The sequence below is a fragment of the Corynebacterium sp. AOP40-4SA-5 genome (assembly GCF_052377355.1).
Classification (GTDB): Bacteria; Actinomycetota; Actinomycetes; order Mycobacteriales; family Mycobacteriaceae; genus Corynebacterium.
Window position 1 is genome coordinate 110443 of sequence record NZ_JBQSWS010000004.1, and the last position, 16527, is coordinate 126969.

Here is a 16527-nt window from a genome sequence, read left to right on the forward strand (position 1 = left end):
AAGGCGGGACCTTGGGCGGCATTTGCCACCGTAGGTCCCGCCCGAAAACCAACATTGCTGCAGGTCAAGTACTGGAGCCGATGACGGGAATCGAACCCGCGTATTCAGCTTGGGAAGCTGATGTTCTACCATTGAACTACATCGGCGATCGCGCCTGAGGTCAGCACGGTGGGCTGTCTCATGCACTGCGGACGACTTTAACACAGCCCAGCGGCGGGGTGGCACAACGGGGTGCCTGCTGGTCGGCTAGGGTAAGTGACGTGCTTCTTTCCGACCGAGACATCCGCGCAGCCCTCGGTTCAGGTGACCTCGCCCTGGACCCGTTCGACCCGTCCCTGATCCAGCCGTCGAGCATCGACGTACGTCTCGACCGCTACTTCCGGGTGTTCAACAACTCCCGGTACACCCACATCGACCCGCGCCTCCCGCAGGAGGACCTCACCACCCTCGTCGAGGTCGGTGACGGCACGGGGGAGGACGGTGTGCCCGTCAACGACGGCGGAGTGGAGTCTGAGGCGTTCATCCTGCACCCCGGCGAGTTCGTCCTCGGCTCCACGCTGGAGTTCGTCACCGTGCCGGACAACCTGGCGGCCCGGCTCGAGGGGAAGTCGTCCCTGGGGCGCCTCGGCCTGCTCACCCACTCGACGGCCGGGTTCGTCGACCCGGGCTTCAACGGCCACATCACCCTGGAGTTGTCGAACACGGCGAACCTGCCGATCGCCCTGTATCCCGGCATGAAGATCGGGCAGCTGGCGCTGTTCAACCTCTCGAGCCCCGCGGAGGCTCCCTACGGCTCCGGCCCCCTGGGCTCGAAGTACCAGGGGCAGCGCGGCCCCACCCCGTCGAAGGCGTACCTGAACTTCCGGAAGTAGCCCCAGAGCTTCTCCGCACACACCTCGCCCCCGGGAGCATTGCTGCTGCCGGGGGCGAGGTGCTGACGTTTCAAGAGGAGAATGCTCAGCTACCGTATACGGGTCCTTTCGCCGGGACGTGTCTATGCGATGATGACGTTTCACTGCGTAGGTTCCGGTGACCACCGTGACTGTGGTGTCTCAGCGACCTCCGGAGGCGCTGATATTCAATCTACGAACCCAGCATTAAAGGATCATGGCAACGCGGTGCGGTGTCGCTGGGGGCTCACTGCCGTGTCTGTAGGACGTCGTCCGGACGGAATCCGGCCTCGGTCGCCAGCACGGCGAGCTGCACGCGGGACGACGCCCCGAACCGGCCCAGCAGCTGCGAGACCTGCTTCTTCACCATGCTGGACGACCGGCCGGTCTTCCTGCTGATCTCCGCGTTGGACATGCCGACGCACAGCAGGGCCAGCACGCGCTCCTCCGAGGCGGGCAGGTGCGGGAGCGTCGGGGCACCCGGATACCGGGGCGGCTCGGCTGCAGGTGGCGCGTGGTTGGCGCCCTGCAGAGCCGAGTTGTCCGGGGAGTCCTGGGACAGGTGCCGAACCAGGTTCGACGCCGGCTGTGGACTGACCACAGTTCCGCCGCCGACGGTGGCGAGCACCGTATCGATGATGAACTCGGGACGTGAACTCTTCAGAATGTAACCCCGCCCGCCCTGGGCGAGGACGGAGAGCATCGTCTCCTCCTCGTCCAGAGCGGTCATCGCCACGAAGACCGGGGGGTCCGGTAGCTCCTGGATTCTTCCCAGGAGTTCCACGCCGTCCATACCGGGCATGTGGATGTCGGCGAGGACGACGTCGACAGGGGTCTCCGGGGTGCAGGCGTCGAGGATCTCGAGTGCGCCTTGGCTTGTGGACGCCTCGCCGACGACCTCGATCTGCTCGCCCGCAGGCGAGCCGAAGTAGAGGCGCAGCGACGAGAGGACGAGTGGGTCGTCGTCCACGATCAGTAGGCGGACAGGGCTTGAGTGCATGTCAGACAGATTGCTGGTGATATGTCTCAGCGTCCGCGGCACCACGGGTGGTACGGGTGGTACTTGCAGTTGAAGATGTCGAAGGCGGCGCGCTTGGCGTCAACGGTCCACGACCCGGAAAGGCCCGAGGATACGGCTGACGACGAGGTGGTGGAAGCTTCGGGGAGTGCGGTGTCTGCGGATGCCACGCCGGAAAGCAACCCGCCTGTGAGGATCGCGCTGGTGGCTGCCAGGACGAGCTTGCGGCCCAGTGGTGTCGAGTGGGACATAGGTGCTCCTTGGATCGAGGTGAGGGGTGTTTATCAAGATTTGGTAACAACTATAGGCAGTCTGAGGGTTGTACGCCAGAAGTACGTTTCCCCTCCCCCCGCTCCGGGTAGCTCGGGGGCTTCAACAGTGCTATCACCGGTGCGCCCGCCGTGAAGTCGGGCGGTCAACGTACCCCCGGCCTTTGTCGCTCGGGCTCGCATGGAACCCAGCCCCATACCCCCGGACGTCAATTCGTCCGGCGGGGTGGGGCGTCGCGTCGGGTTCGTCATACTGACTTCGAACACGTCGCCATCGACCCGGCACTCCAGGTGGATGGTCGCGCGAGGAGAGGAGTGCTTCGCCGCGTTGGACGTCATCTCCGTGAGGACCTTGATGACGGTGTCGCGGTCTGTCCACGCGGCGGCATCGGCCTTGGTTGACTCCGCCGGTGCAGGGTCGTTCAGTACCGCAGCTATGCCTGGTGGCAGTTGAAGTCTCGCGCGGAGTTGCAGCGAGTGAGCCTCGAGTTCCTGCTCGATCCTTCCGACGGCGACATCCAGGGGAGGACTGGCGGTGCGGGTGCGGAAGGACACTCTGTTCGGCTTCTCGTTGAGCAACTGCAGCATGGTGCGGAGATTCGACAACGCTTCGCGTGAAGACTCGGAGATATTCTCCAGACTCTGCCGATGGTTGTGCTCCTCGCCGGGGGGCAGCAGGGTGAGCGCCTGGGCCTGCATCACCACGCTGGTCAGCGAGGTGGCCACCGAATCGTGCAGCTCGCGGGCCAGCTCGAGGCGCTGTTCACGCTCCTGTTCGGCGAGCGAAGCCCGCATGTTCTTCTGCTGACGTTGGTGCCGGTCGCGGGTGTATCCGAGCAGGAGAGCGGCGGTGAGCATGATGCCACCGACCGTGAGCGAGACTATGTCAGTCATGAGTGCCTGGGCCACCGGATCGATCGCGGCGAGGACCCAATGGGCGAAAGTGAGGCAGACCGCAAGCAAAATCTGGCCACTGGCGGCGACGATCTCCACGATCAGCATCGTGAAGAAGACCGAGTACAGCGGAAGGAGATCAGCTACCAGAAAGGACGACAGGACCATCAGCAGGGACAACGTCGAGACTGCCACCGGGAACTTTGCGGCGCAGGCGATGAGCGCCAAGGTGACTACCGCGTAGCCCGTCGTTCCTGCCGAGGCGGGGCTGGGGGCCTCCATCAGCTCGAAACCCATGAGCGATGCGGCGAGCACGGTCTCGACCACACCGAGCCGGGTGATCCGGCTGGCCCGCAGCATGCGGAGCAGCCGGTTGGGGCGGTGAGGCGCCCGGGTTGGAGAGTTCACGTTCGGTGCGTCCTACTGCCGGTACGAGGACAGGAAGTTGCCCAGGCGCTCGATCGCCTCGGCGAGGTCCTGCTTCCACGGCAGGGTGACCACCCGGAAGTGGTCCGGAGATGGCCAGTTCATGCCCGTGCCCTGCACCATCTGGATCTTCTCCGAGCGCAGCAGGTCGAACATGAACTGCTCGTCGTCGTGGATCTCGTGGACCTCGGGGTCGATCTTCGGGAACGCGTACAGCGCACCCATCGGCTTGACCACGCTGATGCCCGGGATCTCGTTGAGCTTCGTGTAGGCGGTGTTGCGCTGCTCCAGCAGGCGGCCGCCGGGGAGCACCAGGTCGTCGATGGACTGGCGTCCGGACAGGGCGACCTGGATGCCGTACTGGGCGGGCACGTTGGCGCACAGACGGGTCGACGCCAGCAGCGTGAGCCCCTCGATGAAGCCCTTCGCGTGTTCCTTCGGTCCGGTGATCACCGCCCAGCCGGCACGGTAGCCGGCGACACGGTAGGCCTTCGACAGGCCGTTGAAGGTGATGCACAGCAGGTCGGGGGCCAGCGACGCGGTGTTCACGTGCACGGCGTCGTCGTAGAGGATCTTGTCGTAGATCTCGTCGGAGAGCAGCAGCAGGGAGTGCTCGCGGGCGATGTTCACGATCTTCTGCACCACCTCGCGGCTGTACACCGCGCCGGTGGGGTTGTTCGGGTTGATGATCACGATCGCCTTCGTGCGCTCGGTGATCTTCGACTCGATGTCCTCGATCGAGGGGGCCCAGTCGTCCTCCTCGTCGCAGAGGTAGTGCACGGGCTTGCCGCCGGACAGGGTCGTCGCCGCAGTCCACAGGGGGTAGTCCGGTGCGGGGATGAGCACCTCGTCGCCGTCGTTGAGCAGCGCCTGGGTGGTCATCGTGATCAGCTCGGAGACACCGTTGCCGATGAAGACGTCGTCGATGTCGAAGCTGGGGAACCCGGGCACGACCTCGTAGCGCGAGACCACGGCGCGACGTGCCGAGGGGATGCCCTTGGACTGGGAGTAGCCCTGGGCGAACGGCAGGGCGGCGATCATGTCCTGGACGATCGTGTCCGGGGCGTCGAAGCCGAAGGCTGCCGGGTTACCGGTGTTGAGCTTGAGGATCCGGTGCCCGTCGGCCTCCATCCGCTCGGCCTCGGAGTTCACCGGGCCACGGATCTCGTACAGGACGTTCTGGAGCTTCGTCGACTGGTCGAGCGGACGGAGTTGACCGGATCCGCCGAGCCCCTGCGCGTTGTTCTCTTCAGTGCTCATTCCAGTAATTGTGCCAGTCCACCTGTCGCCGTGACAGCCGACTACCGGAACTGGGGCACCGATCCGGCCGAAAAGGTCGGCGGAACCGGTGGCTCGCTACTGGGGGCTGTCCTCCCCTGACTCCCCGCCGCCGGTTCCGGCACCGCCGGACTCGCCGTTGTCGGTGCCGTCACCGGTGTCGGTGCCGCCACCGGTGCCATTGCCGGTACCGCCGCCGTTGTTCCCGGTACCGGTCCCGTTTCCGGAGTTGTTTCCGGAGTTGTTGCCGTTCCCCGAGTTGTTCCCGTTCCCGTTCCCGTTGTTGCCGCTGTTGCCGCTGTTGCCGCCACCGGAGTTTTCAGAGGGGGAGGACGGTGCCTGCGACGACGGTGACGCCGGCGCGGAATCCTCGGACTCCTCCGGGGAGGGGGAGTAGTACTCGTCGGGCTCGTCGTACTCGGGTTCGTAGTAGGTGGAACCGGAGTCGGAGCCACTGTTCGGCTGCGCGGTGGGGATCGGGCTGCTGGGGTCCCAGGCCTCGCGGGTGGGGTAGTTCGGTTCCACGCTGCTGTAGGGCGACTGGCGCTCCTGGTCGCTGCCGGAGTTCATCATGGCGACGGCGGTCGCCGCCCCGCCGACGGACAGCACCCCGCCGATCACGAGGATCCACCCCCAGGTGGGGAAGCGCCCGTACCAGGGGCGCGAGGAGTTCTTCGTGGACGTCCCGTCGCCACTACCACTGCCGCCACTGCTGCTGCCGGTCCCCGTGCCGGACGCCGCGGCGGCGCTGCCGGACGCGGCCGACTCTCCGGTCCCGGTGGACGCTGCGCTGGACGTGGTCGGGGCGTCGGCTGACGCTTCGCCCGACGTTCCGGTCGACGCGCTGGCCGCGCCTGCCGACCCTGCGGCGCCAGCCGCTCCCGCCGCACCGGCGACACCGGCCAGGGGGAGGACGCTGGTCGCGGAATCCTCGTCGGAGCCCGCGTCCGTGCTTGGGCCGGCATTCGGGCCGGCGTCCCCGCCCGGGGCGTGCTTGAGTTCGTGGCCGGAGATCTGCTCGTCGTCCACGACGGGGATGATGCCGGTGACCTCGGGGTCGTTGGTGGACCCCAGGGGCGCCTCGGCCTCCCCGGCGTCCCCGGTGTCGTCGGTCACCTCGGCGGATTCGGCGTCGATGACCTCGGTGTTCTCGTCGGAGTCGTCGCGCGCGCCGGAGTCGTCGATCTCGGCGGCGAAACCGTCGGTGCCGTCGGAACTCCCGGAACCGGCGGCATCGCCGCCCATGGTGAACTCGGTGTCCTCGAACGCGTCAGTGTCGCGCGGGAGGTCGTCACCATGGTGGCGGTGGGGGTCTGAGGGGTTGCTCATCTGGTCTCTTCGTCTCGTCACACGGTTCTGCGACGTGCCGAGTGGCACCGGCGCGGGGAACGGTCGCGTCCATTCTAGCCCCCGTCGACCGTCTCACTAACCCACGGCGGCGTCGGACGTGTCGCCGGCACCGCTCACGGGGCCAGCCAGGACAGGATCTCGGCGCGTCCCGCCCGGCCTTCGGGGACGGGCAGCAGCGGGTAGTTGTGCAGTGCACCGTCCACGACGGTGGCCTCGCAGCCGGTGCGCTGCGCCAGCAGCACCGCGTCCGCGTGCAGGACGTCACGGGTGCCGCTCCACACGCGGACCGGGGGTAGCGTCCCCAGCTGGGCGTCGGACGCCGCGAGCGGGCTGACCAGCGGGTCGTCGACGCCCACGTGGCGTCCCCACGCCTCCCCGGCGACGCGTAGCGCGTCCGGGTGCAGCAACGGGTCGGTGTCGACGAGGTCGTCGGTGCCGGGGCTGTGGCAGGTGGCGTCCAGCCAGGGGCTGATCAGTGCGATCCGGTCGATCCTGCCGGCGGTCCCGGACCGGTCCTGCCGGTCGATCAGCCAGCCCAGGGCGAGTCCGGCGCCGGCGGAGTCCGCAGCGAGGGTGACGCGCAGGCACGAGGTCCCGGCCTCGGCGAGGGCCCGGTCCACGACCACGTCGAGCAGACGTGCGGCGGCGGTGGCGTCGAACTCCGGGGCGAGCCCGTAGTCCGGGACGACGACCTTCATCCCGGCGCCGGCGATCTCGCTGACCAGTGACCAGTGCCGGGCGCTCAGGCCGTTCACGTAGCCGCCGCCGTGCACGTACACGCAGATGTCCAGCGGGGTGTCTCGCGGGGCGTCGGTCGCGGGCACCAGGGAGTAGGTGTCGAAGTCCCCGTCGTCGGTGGTCAGCGTGTCCAGGACGACATGGTTGACCTGGTAGAGCTCGTGGGGGACCGGGGTGGAGGTCCGCGGGGTGGACATGAGTTCGCGGACCTTCGCCGGCGAGCGCCAGGACGTGCCCCCGGCCAGACCGGAGAGGCCGGGCAGTCCGGGGGCGGCGGCGAGGAGGCGCATCTGCAGGCTCATGGGGGTCGATCCTAGGGCAGCGGGGGTGGGCCCCAAAACAGGCCCGTGGAAAAAAGTTGAGCGGATCGGGAACAACTTTGCGGTGCGGCGAGTTGTACAGGATGTCAGACATTGAGTCGCAAGCACTCAACTCAGGTTGACACCTCGGAATGTCAGGTGCAGACTTGAGCGCGGCTCACTTAACAAGCTCAAGAACAGCAGGAGGAAGTCACCATGGGACGTGCAGTTGGAATCGACCTGGGAACCACGAACTCGGTCGTCAGCGTGCTCGAGGGCGGCGAGGCCACGGTCATCGCCAACTCCGAGGGCTCCCGGACCACCCCGTCGATCGTCGCCTTCGCCAAGAACGGTGAGGTGCTCGTCGGGCAGTCCGCGAAGAACCAGGCGGTCACCAACGTCGACCGCACCATCCGCTCCGTGAAGCGGCACATCGGCGACGACAGCTGGACCACCAGCGAGATCGACGGCAAGAAGTACACCGCGCAGGAGATCTCCGCGCGTACCCTCCAGAAGCTCAAGAGGGACGCCGAGGCCTACCTCGGTGAGGACGTCACCGACGCCGTCATCACCGTGCCCGCCTACTTCAACGACGCACAGCGTCAGGCCACCAAGGACGCCGGCCAGATCGCCGGCATGAACGTCCTGCGCATCGTCAACGAGCCCACCGCGGCCGCCCTGGCCTACGGCCTGGAGAAGGGCGACGCCGAGCAGACCATCCTGGTCTTCGACCTCGGTGGCGGTACCTTCGACGTCTCCCTGCTGGAGATCGGCGACGGTGTCGTCGAGGTGCGCGCCACCTCCGGCGACAACTCGCTCGGTGGCGACGACTGGGACCAGCGCGTCGTCGACTGGCTGGTCGAGAAGTTCAAGACCGCCAACGGCGTCGACCTGTCCAAGGACAAGATGGCCCTGCAGCGTCTGCGTGAGGCCGCCGAGAAGGCGAAGATCGAGCTGTCCAGCTCCCAGCAGGCCAGCATCAACCTTCCCTACATCACCGTCGACCAGGACAAGAACCCCCTGTTCCTCGACGAGACCCTGACCCGCACCGAGTTCCAGCGCATCACCCAGGACCTCCTGGACCGCACCAAGAAGCCCTTCGAGGCCGTGCTGCGCGACGCGGACTTCAAGCTCGCCGACATCGACCACGTCGTGCTCGTCGGTGGCTCGACCCGCATGCCCGCCGTCTCCGAGCTCGTCAAGGAGCTCACCGGCGGCAAGGAGCCCAACAAGGGCGTCAACCCGGACGAGGTCGTCGCCGTCGGCGCCGCCCTGCAGGCCGGCGTCCTGCGCGGTGAGGTCAAGGACGTGCTGCTGCTCGACGTCACCCCGCTGTCCCTCGGTATCGAGACCAAGGGTGGCGTGATGACCAAGCTCATCGAGCGCAACACCACCATCCCGACCAAGCGGTCGGAGACCTTCACCACCGCAGAGGACTCCCAGCCCTCCGTGCAGATCCAGGTCTTCCAGGGTGAGCGCGAGATGGCCCAGCAGAACAAGCTGCTCGGCTCCTTCGAGCTCGGCGGCATCGCACCCGCCCCGCGCGGCGTGCCGCAGATCGAGGTCACCTTCGACATCGACGCCAACGGCATCGTCCACGTCACCGCCAAGGACAAGGGCACCGGCAAGGAAACCTCCATCACCATCCAGGACGGCTCCGGCCTCAGCCAGGAGGAGATCGACCAGATGGTGAAGGACGCCGAGGCCCACGCCGACGAGGACAAGAAGCGCCGCGAGGAGCAGGAGGTCCGCAACTCGGCAGAGTCGATGGCCTACCAGACCCGCAAGTTCCTCTCCGACAGCGAGGACAAGGTCTCCGAGGAGACCAAGACCAAGGTCGAGGAAGCCGCGACCGCCGTCGACGAGGCACTCAAGGGTGACGACATCGAGGCGATCAAGGACGCCGTCGAGAAGCTGTCCGCCGAGAGCCAGGAGATGGGCAAGGCCATCTACGAGGCCGAGGCCGCCAACGCCGAAGGCGCCGAGGGTGCCGAGGGTGCTCAGGCCGAGGACGACGTCGTGGACGCCGAGGTCGTCGACGACGAGACCGACGGCAAGTCCGGGGATGATGCCAAGTGACCATGCCCGACAACCCCGGCGACCCCGCCGCGACCGACGAGGAGTACACGGCGCCGGAGATGGCCGAGACGACCCCTGAGGAGGATGCCGTGATCGACGCTGAATCCATGGACGCCGACGGTGTGACCGTCGACGCCGAGACGGTGGACGCGGAGGAGGCCGCCGAGGAGGCGACCGAGGCTCTCGCCGGTGATGTCGAGGACGGTGTCGCCGACACCGCCGACGCCGACCTCGACGGCTCCGGGGAACTCTCCGACGCCGAGGCCCAGCTCGCCGAGCGCACCGCCGACCTGCAGCGCGTCAACGCCGAGTACGCGAACTACCGTCGCCGTACCGAGCGTGACCGGGTGGGTATCGGTGAGGCCGCGAAGGCGGACGTGGCGTCTTCGCTGCTCCCGATCCGGGACGACCTGGACCTCGCCGAGCAGCACGGCGACCTCACCGGCCCGCTGAAGGCCGTCGCTGACAAGTTGGACTCCGTGCTCGGCGGCCTGAAGGTCGAGACCTTCGGCAACGAGGGCGACGAGTTCGACCCGTCGATGCACGAGGCCGTGCAGGACACCTCCAGCGGCGACGACACCGTGGTCGGTACCGTCCTGCGCAAGGGCTACCGGCTCGGCGACCGCGTTCTGCGCAGCGCCATGGTGGTCATCGCGGACCGGTAGACCGGTCGGGGCCTCGTAGGGGCCTCGTAGGGGCCTCGTAGGGGCCTCGTAGGGGCCTCGTGCCCCACCCCTCATCGACACGACGCGCGGCCCCGGGACACCTTCACCACATGAAGGTGCCCCGGGGCCGCGCGTCGTGCTGTGCCTGTACCGGCCGATGTCACCTGAGCCATGCCCCAGGCTGATTCTCGGCCGTTTTCCTACCTGGGGCATGAGTCAGATGACATGAGGGGCCCAGGAGCATCAGGGACCCGGCACGGCCCCTACCTGCCGGTGATGAGGGCGGTGAGGTGGGCGTCCGGATGGATGCCCACGGTCCGACGGCCGCGTCGGTCGGTGGTGACGGTGGTGAACGCGGCGGTGGCACCGTCGTGGTGCAGGTGCAGCCGGGGGCTCAGCGGGCCCGGGTTCGACCCGTGGCGTTCGAGGGCCACGGTGGACATCGCGGTGATGCCGTCGAGCAGGTCCTGGCCACTGTCGACACCGCGTACCAGCATCAGGTGACGGTGCGGCACGGCGAAGATCACCCCGTCGGTGGCGTCGAGCCCCGGCACCCAGCTCGGCAGCAGTTCGTCGAGGAACAGTGGGGCGCTGGCGAGGAAGAAGGAGTCGGACTCCACGGTCCAGAGGTGCGCGGTGGTGCCACGGTCCTGGACGGGTGCGTGCAGCGGGGTGACGGTGACGCGGGCGTCGGCGAGTTCCTGCCAGGTGTTGCGGCGCGCCACATGGTGGAGGTCGGCGAGCTCGGTGCTGGTGGCGGTGCCGTGGGTGGCGAGGGCGGGGTCGTCGAGCACGGTCACGGCGTCGGGGCCGTCGAGGACGAGGGAGGTGCACAGGTCGCCGGCGAAGTCGCGGGAGGCGTCGTCGACGGGGCCGTCCAACGCGTCGAGGATGTCGCGTGGGGCGAGCCGGACGCGCAGACGGCGCAGGAACTCCGCGTCCGTCAGTGTTGAGGCGCCGGACGGGCCGGACGCGCCGACCGTGTCGGATCCACCTTCCACACCCGCGTCGTCCAGGTCGGTGACGTCACGGACGTGCCGGCGGATGAGTTCCAGCAGTTCGGAGAGGTTGGCGTGGGCCCCGGCGTCGGCGAGCTGCAGGGAGAGGGTGTGCAGGCTGACGGTCAGGGTGGTGGTGCCGCGGGCGCGGATGCGTCCGTCGGGCAGCCAGGTGGTGGTGAAGCCTTCCTCGTGGAGCAGGCGGATCGTCTGGTCCCGGAGGAAGTCCGCGCGGTGCCGTGGCAGGTGCGGGAACATCCGGTCGGGCGCCGTGGGCGCGGTGTGGGCACCGGAGTTCCGCGGGGCGTGTCTCCTGTGGTCGCGGCGGAACATGTTCACCAACACTAACAGCCCGGGCGGTCACACCGTGCGGTAGAACTCCGCCCGGTAGGCCTGCGCCTCGGCGGCGTCGGCGTGCACCTTCTCCCGACGCTGCGCCAGGACGCGCACCTGCGGGCGGGCCTCACGGGCGCCGACGGTGGTGGCGGTCGGGTTCTCGGAGTCCTCGGGCATCGCCTCACCCATGTCCACGGTCTCGGAGAACTCACCGGTGGGCACGGTGACGGTCTTCTCGTCGAGGGCGCCGTCGACCTGGCGGCCGAGTACGCGCAGGACGAGCCGTCCGTCGGTGTCGTTGACGCCCTCGACGATCAGCGCGTCCTGTCCGTTCTCGTCACCGCGGCGCACGGTGACCTCGCGCAGGGCGACGGACATGTCGCCGGTGACGTCCTCGGGGCCGGTGAGGTCGGCGTCGATGTCACCGGTGACGACCACGGGGGACGCGGTGACGGTGACGGTGCTGCCGTCGCGGGCGCCCTCGCGACCCAGCACGTCGCGCACCGTCTTCACCCCGGGGACGGTGACCTGCAGCGACGAGGCGTCCGGCCGGATCCACGCCTCGGGGTGGGGGAAGTAGCTGTCGGTGCCGTGGGCGGCGTTGTTGAGGTAGCCGTCCTGCCTGCTCCACAGGACCCAGTAGGTGGAGTCGTCACGCGAGAAGCGCAGTCCACGCAGGTCGGGGTGGGGGGACTCCAGCCAGCCGAGGAAGGTCGCGCCGTCGAGCATCTCGGCGGCGAAGGCGAAGGCGGGGAGGGCGGGCTTCGGGGAGCGGTCCACGTGCACGAGCCCGTAGTGGTACTCGGGTTCGGTGGGGTTCACCCCGTACTTGTCGTGCCAGAGCCCGTCGGTGAGCTGGAACCAGTGCACGCCGGTGACGCCCTCGGCCTTGGCGAGCATGAGCGTGAGCAGGACGGAGTCGGCGGCGGTGCGCTCGTCGTCGTACCACCAGGCGTTGGGGCGGGTGCAGGCGTAGGTCTCGGTGAGCCAGAGTTCGCTGGGTGCGTCCCCACCGTCGCCGGCACCGTGGCCGTCGAGGTAGGCGCGGGCGGTGCGCACCTGGCCGAGGAAGTTCCACTTGCCGCCGTCGTAGTCGACCACGTAGTTGCCGCGTCCGGCGTGTTCGGCGATGCCGTCGAGCAGGTCCCAGCCGTCGCGGTCGCGGATGGTGTCGAGGAAATCGGCGTCCCAGCCGGCCAGGGGCATGGCCAGCAGTTTGGCGTCGGTGCCGCGGCGGTCCATCTCCGCGCGGAAGGGCTTGAGCCACTGGTCGGTGTACTCGGTGGCCAGTTCCACGGTGTCGGCGTCGGAGAGGCTCCACTCGTTGAGCAGTTCGTAGTGCTCCACCCCGGCGTCCTCCCCGCGGTCGAGGGCCTTGCCGGCCCACTCGGTGAAGGTCTCACCGCTGCTCTCACCGTCACCGTCGTCGTCGAACTTGCCGGGGGCACCGCCGGGCTGGGAGCCGGTGTTGATGCCGAGGTCCTCGGACTCCTCGGCGGTGAGCCAGGGGTTGCGCAGGTGGCGGATGCCCAGACGGCGCCACATCGCCCGCTCGGCACTGCGGGACTCCAGCCCGTCTGCCTGGGAACTGCCGGCGGAGGCGGTGGAGGCGAAGCCGCCGAGACCCACGATGGACTGGTCGGCGGGGCCGAAGTCGTGACCGGGCCACACCGCGGCGGTGGTGCGGGCGAAGGAGTCGGCGCAGGTGACCTCCACCGAGCACCAGGAGCGCGGGCCGGGCAGGTCGATGTTGACCGCGGTGTCGGCGTAGGCGGCGTCCTGCGGGATGGCGACCTCGTGGCGGGAGCGGTGGAACTCCGCGCCGTCGAAGTCGCGGGCGGTGACCTCGAGCACCGTGGTGCTGCGTGCGGAGCGTCCGGCGAGCCCGACGGTGAACGTCCTGCGCCCGTCGTCGGTGAAGACGTTGTAGGTGGCGGAGGTGGTCACGTCCACGGTGGGGTCGGGCAGGCCGGTGCCGCCGAGGACCGCGCCGGCGAGCAGGGTGCGTCCGTCGTCGACGAGGCGGCGGGCGGTGCCGACGGTGGTGTCGGCGCGGAACTCGACCTGGGCGCGCCACACACCGTCATCGGAGCCTGTGTCGCCGGGGGCGGACGGCGCGGCGTGCAGCATCGAGGAACTGCGCGACATGCTGTTGCGCGTGGTGATGCAGCCGTAGAGTCGTTTCGGGTCGTCGTCGGTGGTGTCGGGGACGTCCCACTCCACGAAGTTGAGCTCGGTGACGCGCTCCTGGACGGGCACGCCGCCGCCGGTGTCGTGGACCCATTTCGTGGCGGGGACGTGGAACTCGGTGTCCTCCCGGGCGTCGACGAGGGTGCGGTAGATCCGCCCACCGCGCAACAGGGCACGGTCGGAGTCGTCGAGACCGTCACCCGGGACGGTGAACTCCCAGTCGGCGGTGACGCGCCCGCCGTCGGCGCGGTAGGTGACCGCGGCGGTGTAGTCGGGGTCGGTGACCTCGAACTCCACGCGCACCGGCCCGGAGGACGGTGCGCCGTCACCCGGGTCGTCCACGGTGGCGCCGCGGGTGCCGGTGGAGGACGACAACCGGTAACCGTCGAAGTGGACGAGCTGTCGTCCGGCGCTGGTCAGCACGGTGACGCGTCCGGGGTGGTCGGCGTCGCCGACCTGCAGCTGCAACGGTCCGGGATCCACGGCCGGGGGCGGGCCGGACGCCTCGTCGTCGCGGTTGCGCAGCACGGCGACGCCGCCGACGGTGGCCACGGCACCGGCGCCGAGCACGCCGCCACCGATGAGGAAGGAGCGGCGGCTGATGCCGTTCTTCTGGGTGCTCACTACTCCTGGTCCTCGCTCTCGAGCCGGGACATCAGGTAGTCGTCGGGTTCGACCTGCAGCACCTGTTCTCCGTCCTCACCGGTGGTGACGTTGGTGAACACGCGGAACTCCCCCTCGTGCGCCAGGTGCAGGCGCGCGGTCAACGGTCCCGGGTTCGCGGCCAACTGGCCCAGGGCGACGGAGGTCATGGTGTTGATGCCGTCGAGCAGGTCCTGGCCGGTGGTGACCTCGCGGACGAGCATGAGGTGACGGTGCGGCACGGTCACCATCACCCCGGCGGAGGCGTCCAGCTCCGGCAGCCAGCGTGGCAGCAGTTCGTCGAGGAACAGCGGTGCGCTGGCCAGGAAGTAGGAGTCGGACTCCACCACGTGGAAGTGTGCGGCGGGGGATTCCTGGCGGGCCTCGGCGCGCACCTCGTTGACCTCGACGTCGGCGTCGAGCAGCTCCTGCCAGGTGTTGCGGTAGCCGGCCTGGTAAAGGTCGGCGAGCTGTTCGCGGGTGGCGGTCCCGTGGGCGGCGAGTGTGTCGTCGTTGAGGGTCACGACCGCGTCCGGGGTGTCCAGGACCAGGGAGACCAGCAGGTCGCCGGTGAACTCGCGGGAGGAGTCCTCGACGGTGCCCGACGCGGCGTCAAGGGTGTTGCGGGACACCAGCCGGACGCGGAGCTGGCGCAGGAACTCCGCCTCGTCCAGCCCGTCGACGTCGATGTCGGTGAGCACGGTGCCGAGGAAGTGGTGGATCATCTCCACGACCTGGGCCGGGGTGGACCCCGGGGCGGCGGCGATCTGGAGGGAGAGGTTGTCGAGGCCGATGAGGCGGCGTGACGGGGGTGTGTCCGGCTCTGTCCCTGTGCCCGTTGCCGGCTCCGTCGCGGGGGTGGCGGCGATGTAGCCGTCGGGGCGCCAGGAGGTGTCGTATCCTTCGGCGTGCAGGCGGCGCATCGTCTCCTCGCGCAGCAGGTCGGCGCGGTGCCGGGGCAGGTGGGGGAACATCGCGTCCGGCGCCTCCGGGTCGACGACCCGCCGCGGTGTGGGGCGCTTACGGCCGTCTCTGGAGAACATGGGAACTTACCCTAACAGCCGGGAATGTCTGCTGCGCGTCATGCGTTGCATGCAGGAGATAGACCTTAGCGTGATAGGCTCAAGTTTCATGTGACGGGTCCCGTGGGGTCCTGTGGGGCCCACGGCGGCAGCCAGGCCCTGAAATAGAGCCGAGACAGAACCCAGGAAGAGAGGAACCAGGTGGCCCAGAAGGAGTGGATCGACAAGGACTACTACGCCGACCTCGGCGTGTCGTCCACCGCGGAGGCCGACGAGATCAAAAAGGCCTACCGTAAGCTCGCGCGCGAGAACCACCCTGACGCGCACCCGGGCGACACCGCGGCGGAGAACCGGTTCAAGACCGCCTCCGAGGCCTACTCCGTGCTCGGCGACAAGGACAAGCGCGCCGAGTACGACGAGCTCAAGCAGATGGTCGCCTCGGGCGGCTACGGCGCGCCGGGCGGCGGGTACGGCACCCCGGGCGGGACGTCCGGCGGTTTCGGCGGGTTCGGCGGCGGTGCCGGCGGCACCGGCGGTTTCGACCTCGGTGACCTCTTCAACCGTGCCGGTGGATCCGGTGGCGGTGCAGGTGGGTTCGGTGACGTCTTCGGCGACATGTTCGGCGGCGGCTCCGGCGGTGGTGGCGGTGGTCGTACCCAGCGTCGCACCCGTGGTGCGGACGTGGAGACCGAGATTACCCTGGACTTCCGGGAGGCCACGAAGGGCGTCACCGTCCCGATCCGGCTGACCAGCCCCGCGGCGTGCACGACCTGCCACGGCTCCGGCGCCACGCCGGGGACCTCGAGCGCGAGGTGCGGCACCTGTTCGGGTGCCGGGGTCGTCTCGGAGAACCGCGGCGCGTTCGGGTTCTCCCGCCCCTGCCCGGACTGCAACGGCACCGGTACCCGTATCGAGGACCCGTGTGCCGACTGCAGCGGGTCAGGCCGGGTGACCCGTACCCGCACGATCACCGTGCGCGTGCCCGCCGGTGTGGTGGACGGCCAGAAGGTCCGCCTCGCCGGGCAGGGTGAGGCCGGTGAGCGTGGGCGTCCGTCCGGTGACCTCTTCGTCACCGTGCACGTGCGCGCGGACAAGCTGTTCACCCGCAACGGCGACGACCTGAAGATGACCGTGCCGGTCAGCTTCACCGAGCTCGCCCTCGGCGGGGCGGTCACCGTGCCGACCCTGGACACCCGCGTGCGGGTAAAGATCCCAGCTGGGACGGCGGACGGCACCACGCTGCGCGTGCGCGGCCGCGGCGTGACCAAGCGCAATGGCGCGTCCGGCGACCTGTTGGTGACGGTGAAGGTCGCGGTGCCGAAGAATCTCGACGAGGGCGCGGCGAGTGCGTTGCGTCACTACGCTGAGGAAGAGAAGCGGACCGGTTTCGACCCCCGTGCGGGCTGGTCCGGGAACTGACGGACAGTTGGTGG

At 68.8% G+C, this 16527-nt stretch carries 13 protein-coding genes and 1 tRNA gene; 4 read left to right on the plus strand and 10 right to left on the minus strand.

Features of this window, described 5'->3' with window-relative positions:
* Positions 1-72: 72 nt before the first annotated feature.
* A tRNA-Gly gene (locus tag ACT3S3_RS03730) sits at positions 73-146 on the minus strand.
* A gap of 114 nt (positions 147-260) precedes the next feature.
* On the opposite strand from ACT3S3_RS03730, the gene dcd reads away from it, so the two are divergent.
* On the plus strand, positions 261-872 hold the full coding sequence (gene dcd, locus ACT3S3_RS03735; RefSeq protein ID WP_301442436.1) for a dCTP deaminase: 612 nt from the start codon (positions 261-263) through the stop codon (positions 870-872).
* A gap of 265 nt (positions 873-1137) precedes the next feature.
* Here the strand turns inward: dcd and ACT3S3_RS03740 are convergent, their stop codons facing one another.
* From ACT3S3_RS03740 to ACT3S3_RS03765, 6 genes are all read right to left on the minus strand, one after another.
* Positions 1138-1890 (minus strand): response regulator transcription factor, encoded by a 753-nt coding sequence (locus ACT3S3_RS03740; protein ID WP_301442437.1) that lies wholly within the window; start codon positions 1888-1890, stop codon positions 1138-1140.
* A gap of 26 nt (positions 1891-1916) precedes the next feature.
* The gene (locus ACT3S3_RS03745) at positions 1917-2159 is read right to left on the minus strand and encodes a hypothetical protein (protein ID WP_301442438.1); all 243 of its coding nucleotides are present in this window, start codon (positions 2157-2159) and stop codon (positions 1917-1919) included.
* Between the two features lie 33 nt (positions 2160-2192).
* Positions 2193-3479 carry a sensor histidine kinase gene (locus tag ACT3S3_RS03750; RefSeq protein WP_301442439.1) on the minus strand — a complete coding sequence of 429 codons (1287 nt, stop codon included), beginning with the start codon at positions 3477-3479 and terminating at the stop codon, positions 2193-2195.
* Between the two features lie 12 nt (positions 3480-3491).
* Positions 3492-4757, minus strand: coding sequence for a pyridoxal phosphate-dependent aminotransferase (locus tag ACT3S3_RS03755; RefSeq protein ID WP_301442440.1), 1266 nt, complete (start codon positions 4755-4757; stop codon positions 3492-3494).
* Between the two features lie 96 nt (positions 4758-4853).
* The gene (locus ACT3S3_RS03760; RefSeq protein WP_441579577.1) at positions 4854-6104 is read right to left on the minus strand and encodes a hypothetical protein; all 1251 of its coding nucleotides are present in this window, start codon (positions 6102-6104) and stop codon (positions 4854-4856) included.
* Positions 6105-6238: 134 nt separating this feature from the next.
* Positions 6239-7165: an alpha/beta hydrolase fold domain-containing protein gene (locus ACT3S3_RS03765; RefSeq protein WP_301444203.1), complete on the minus strand. Its 927-nt coding sequence runs from the start codon at positions 7163-7165 to the stop codon at positions 6239-6241.
* A gap of 213 nt (positions 7166-7378) precedes the next feature.
* On the opposite strand from ACT3S3_RS03765, the gene dnaK reads away from it, so the two are divergent.
* Both dnaK and grpE read left to right on the plus strand, forming a co-directional pair.
* A complete protein-coding gene (dnaK, locus tag ACT3S3_RS03770) occupies positions 7379-9241 on the plus strand; it encodes a molecular chaperone DnaK (protein WP_444614810.1) in 1863 nt (620 codons plus the stop codon).
* Positions 9242-9243: 2 nt separating this feature from the next.
* Positions 9244-9906, plus strand: coding sequence for a nucleotide exchange factor GrpE (grpE, locus tag ACT3S3_RS03775; protein ID WP_301444224.1), 663 nt, complete (start codon positions 9244-9246; stop codon positions 9904-9906).
* Positions 9907-10169: 263 nt separating this feature from the next.
* Here grpE and ACT3S3_RS03780 read toward each other — a convergent pair whose 3' ends face one another.
* Genes ACT3S3_RS03780 through ACT3S3_RS03790 form a run of 3 tightly spaced genes read right to left on the minus strand, consistent with a single transcriptional unit; the run spans position 10170 to position 15115 of the window.
* Positions 10170-11237, minus strand: a complete 1068-nt coding sequence (locus tag ACT3S3_RS03780; protein WP_301444260.1) for a hypothetical protein — start codon at positions 11235-11237, stop codon at positions 10170-10172.
* Between the two features lie 27 nt (positions 11238-11264).
* Complete coding sequence (locus ACT3S3_RS03785) at positions 11265-14054, minus strand: hypothetical protein (protein WP_444614809.1); 2790 nt, start codon at positions 14052-14054, stop codon at positions 11265-11267.
* Complete coding sequence (locus ACT3S3_RS03790; RefSeq protein ID WP_301442178.1) at positions 14054-15115, minus strand: hypothetical protein; 1062 nt, start codon at positions 15113-15115, stop codon at positions 14054-14056. Before ACT3S3_RS03790 ends, ACT3S3_RS03785 begins: the two co-directional genes overlap by 1 nt.
* A 180-nt stretch (positions 15116-15295) precedes the next feature.
* Here ACT3S3_RS03790 and dnaJ point away from each other — a divergent pair, with 180 nt between their 5' ends.
* Positions 15296-16513, plus strand: coding sequence for a molecular chaperone DnaJ (dnaJ, locus tag ACT3S3_RS03795; RefSeq protein ID WP_301442177.1), 1218 nt, complete (start codon positions 15296-15298; stop codon positions 16511-16513).
* Positions 16514-16527: the final 14 nt, after the last annotated feature.

Bases quoted from the DNA above. Each gene is read 5' to 3' on its own strand.
- ACT3S3_RS03760 (WP_441579577.1), bottom strand. From the start codon at position 6,104: ATGAGCAACCCCTCAGACCCCCACCGCCACCATGGTGACGACCTCCCG.
- ACT3S3_RS03740 (WP_301442437.1), bottom strand. From the start codon at position 1,890: ATGCACTCAAGCCCTGTCCGCCTACTGATCGTGGACGACGACCCACTC.
- ACT3S3_RS03765 (WP_301444203.1), bottom strand. From the start codon at position 7,165: ATGAGCCTGCAGATGCGCCTCCTCGCCGCCGCCCCCGGACTGCCCGGC.
- ACT3S3_RS03745 (WP_301442438.1), bottom strand. From the start codon at position 2,159: ATGTCCCACTCGACACCACTGGGCCGCAAGCTCGTCCTGGCAGCCACC.
- ACT3S3_RS03755 (WP_301442440.1), bottom strand. From the start codon at position 4,757: ATGAGCACTGAAGAGAACAACGCGCAGGGGCTCGGCGGATCCGGTCAA.
- dnaK (WP_444614810.1), top strand. From the start codon at position 7,379: ATGGGACGTGCAGTTGGAATCGACCTGGGAACCACGAACTCGGTCGTC.
- grpE (WP_301444224.1), top strand. From the start codon at position 9,244: ATGCCCGACAACCCCGGCGACCCCGCCGCGACCGACGAGGAGTACACG.
- ACT3S3_RS03790 (WP_301442178.1), bottom strand. From the start codon at position 15,115: ATGTTCTCCAGAGACGGCCGTAAGCGCCCCACACCGCGGCGGGTCGTC.
- ACT3S3_RS03780 (WP_301444260.1), bottom strand. From the start codon at position 11,237: ATGTTCCGCCGCGACCACAGGAGACACGCCCCGCGGAACTCCGGTGCC.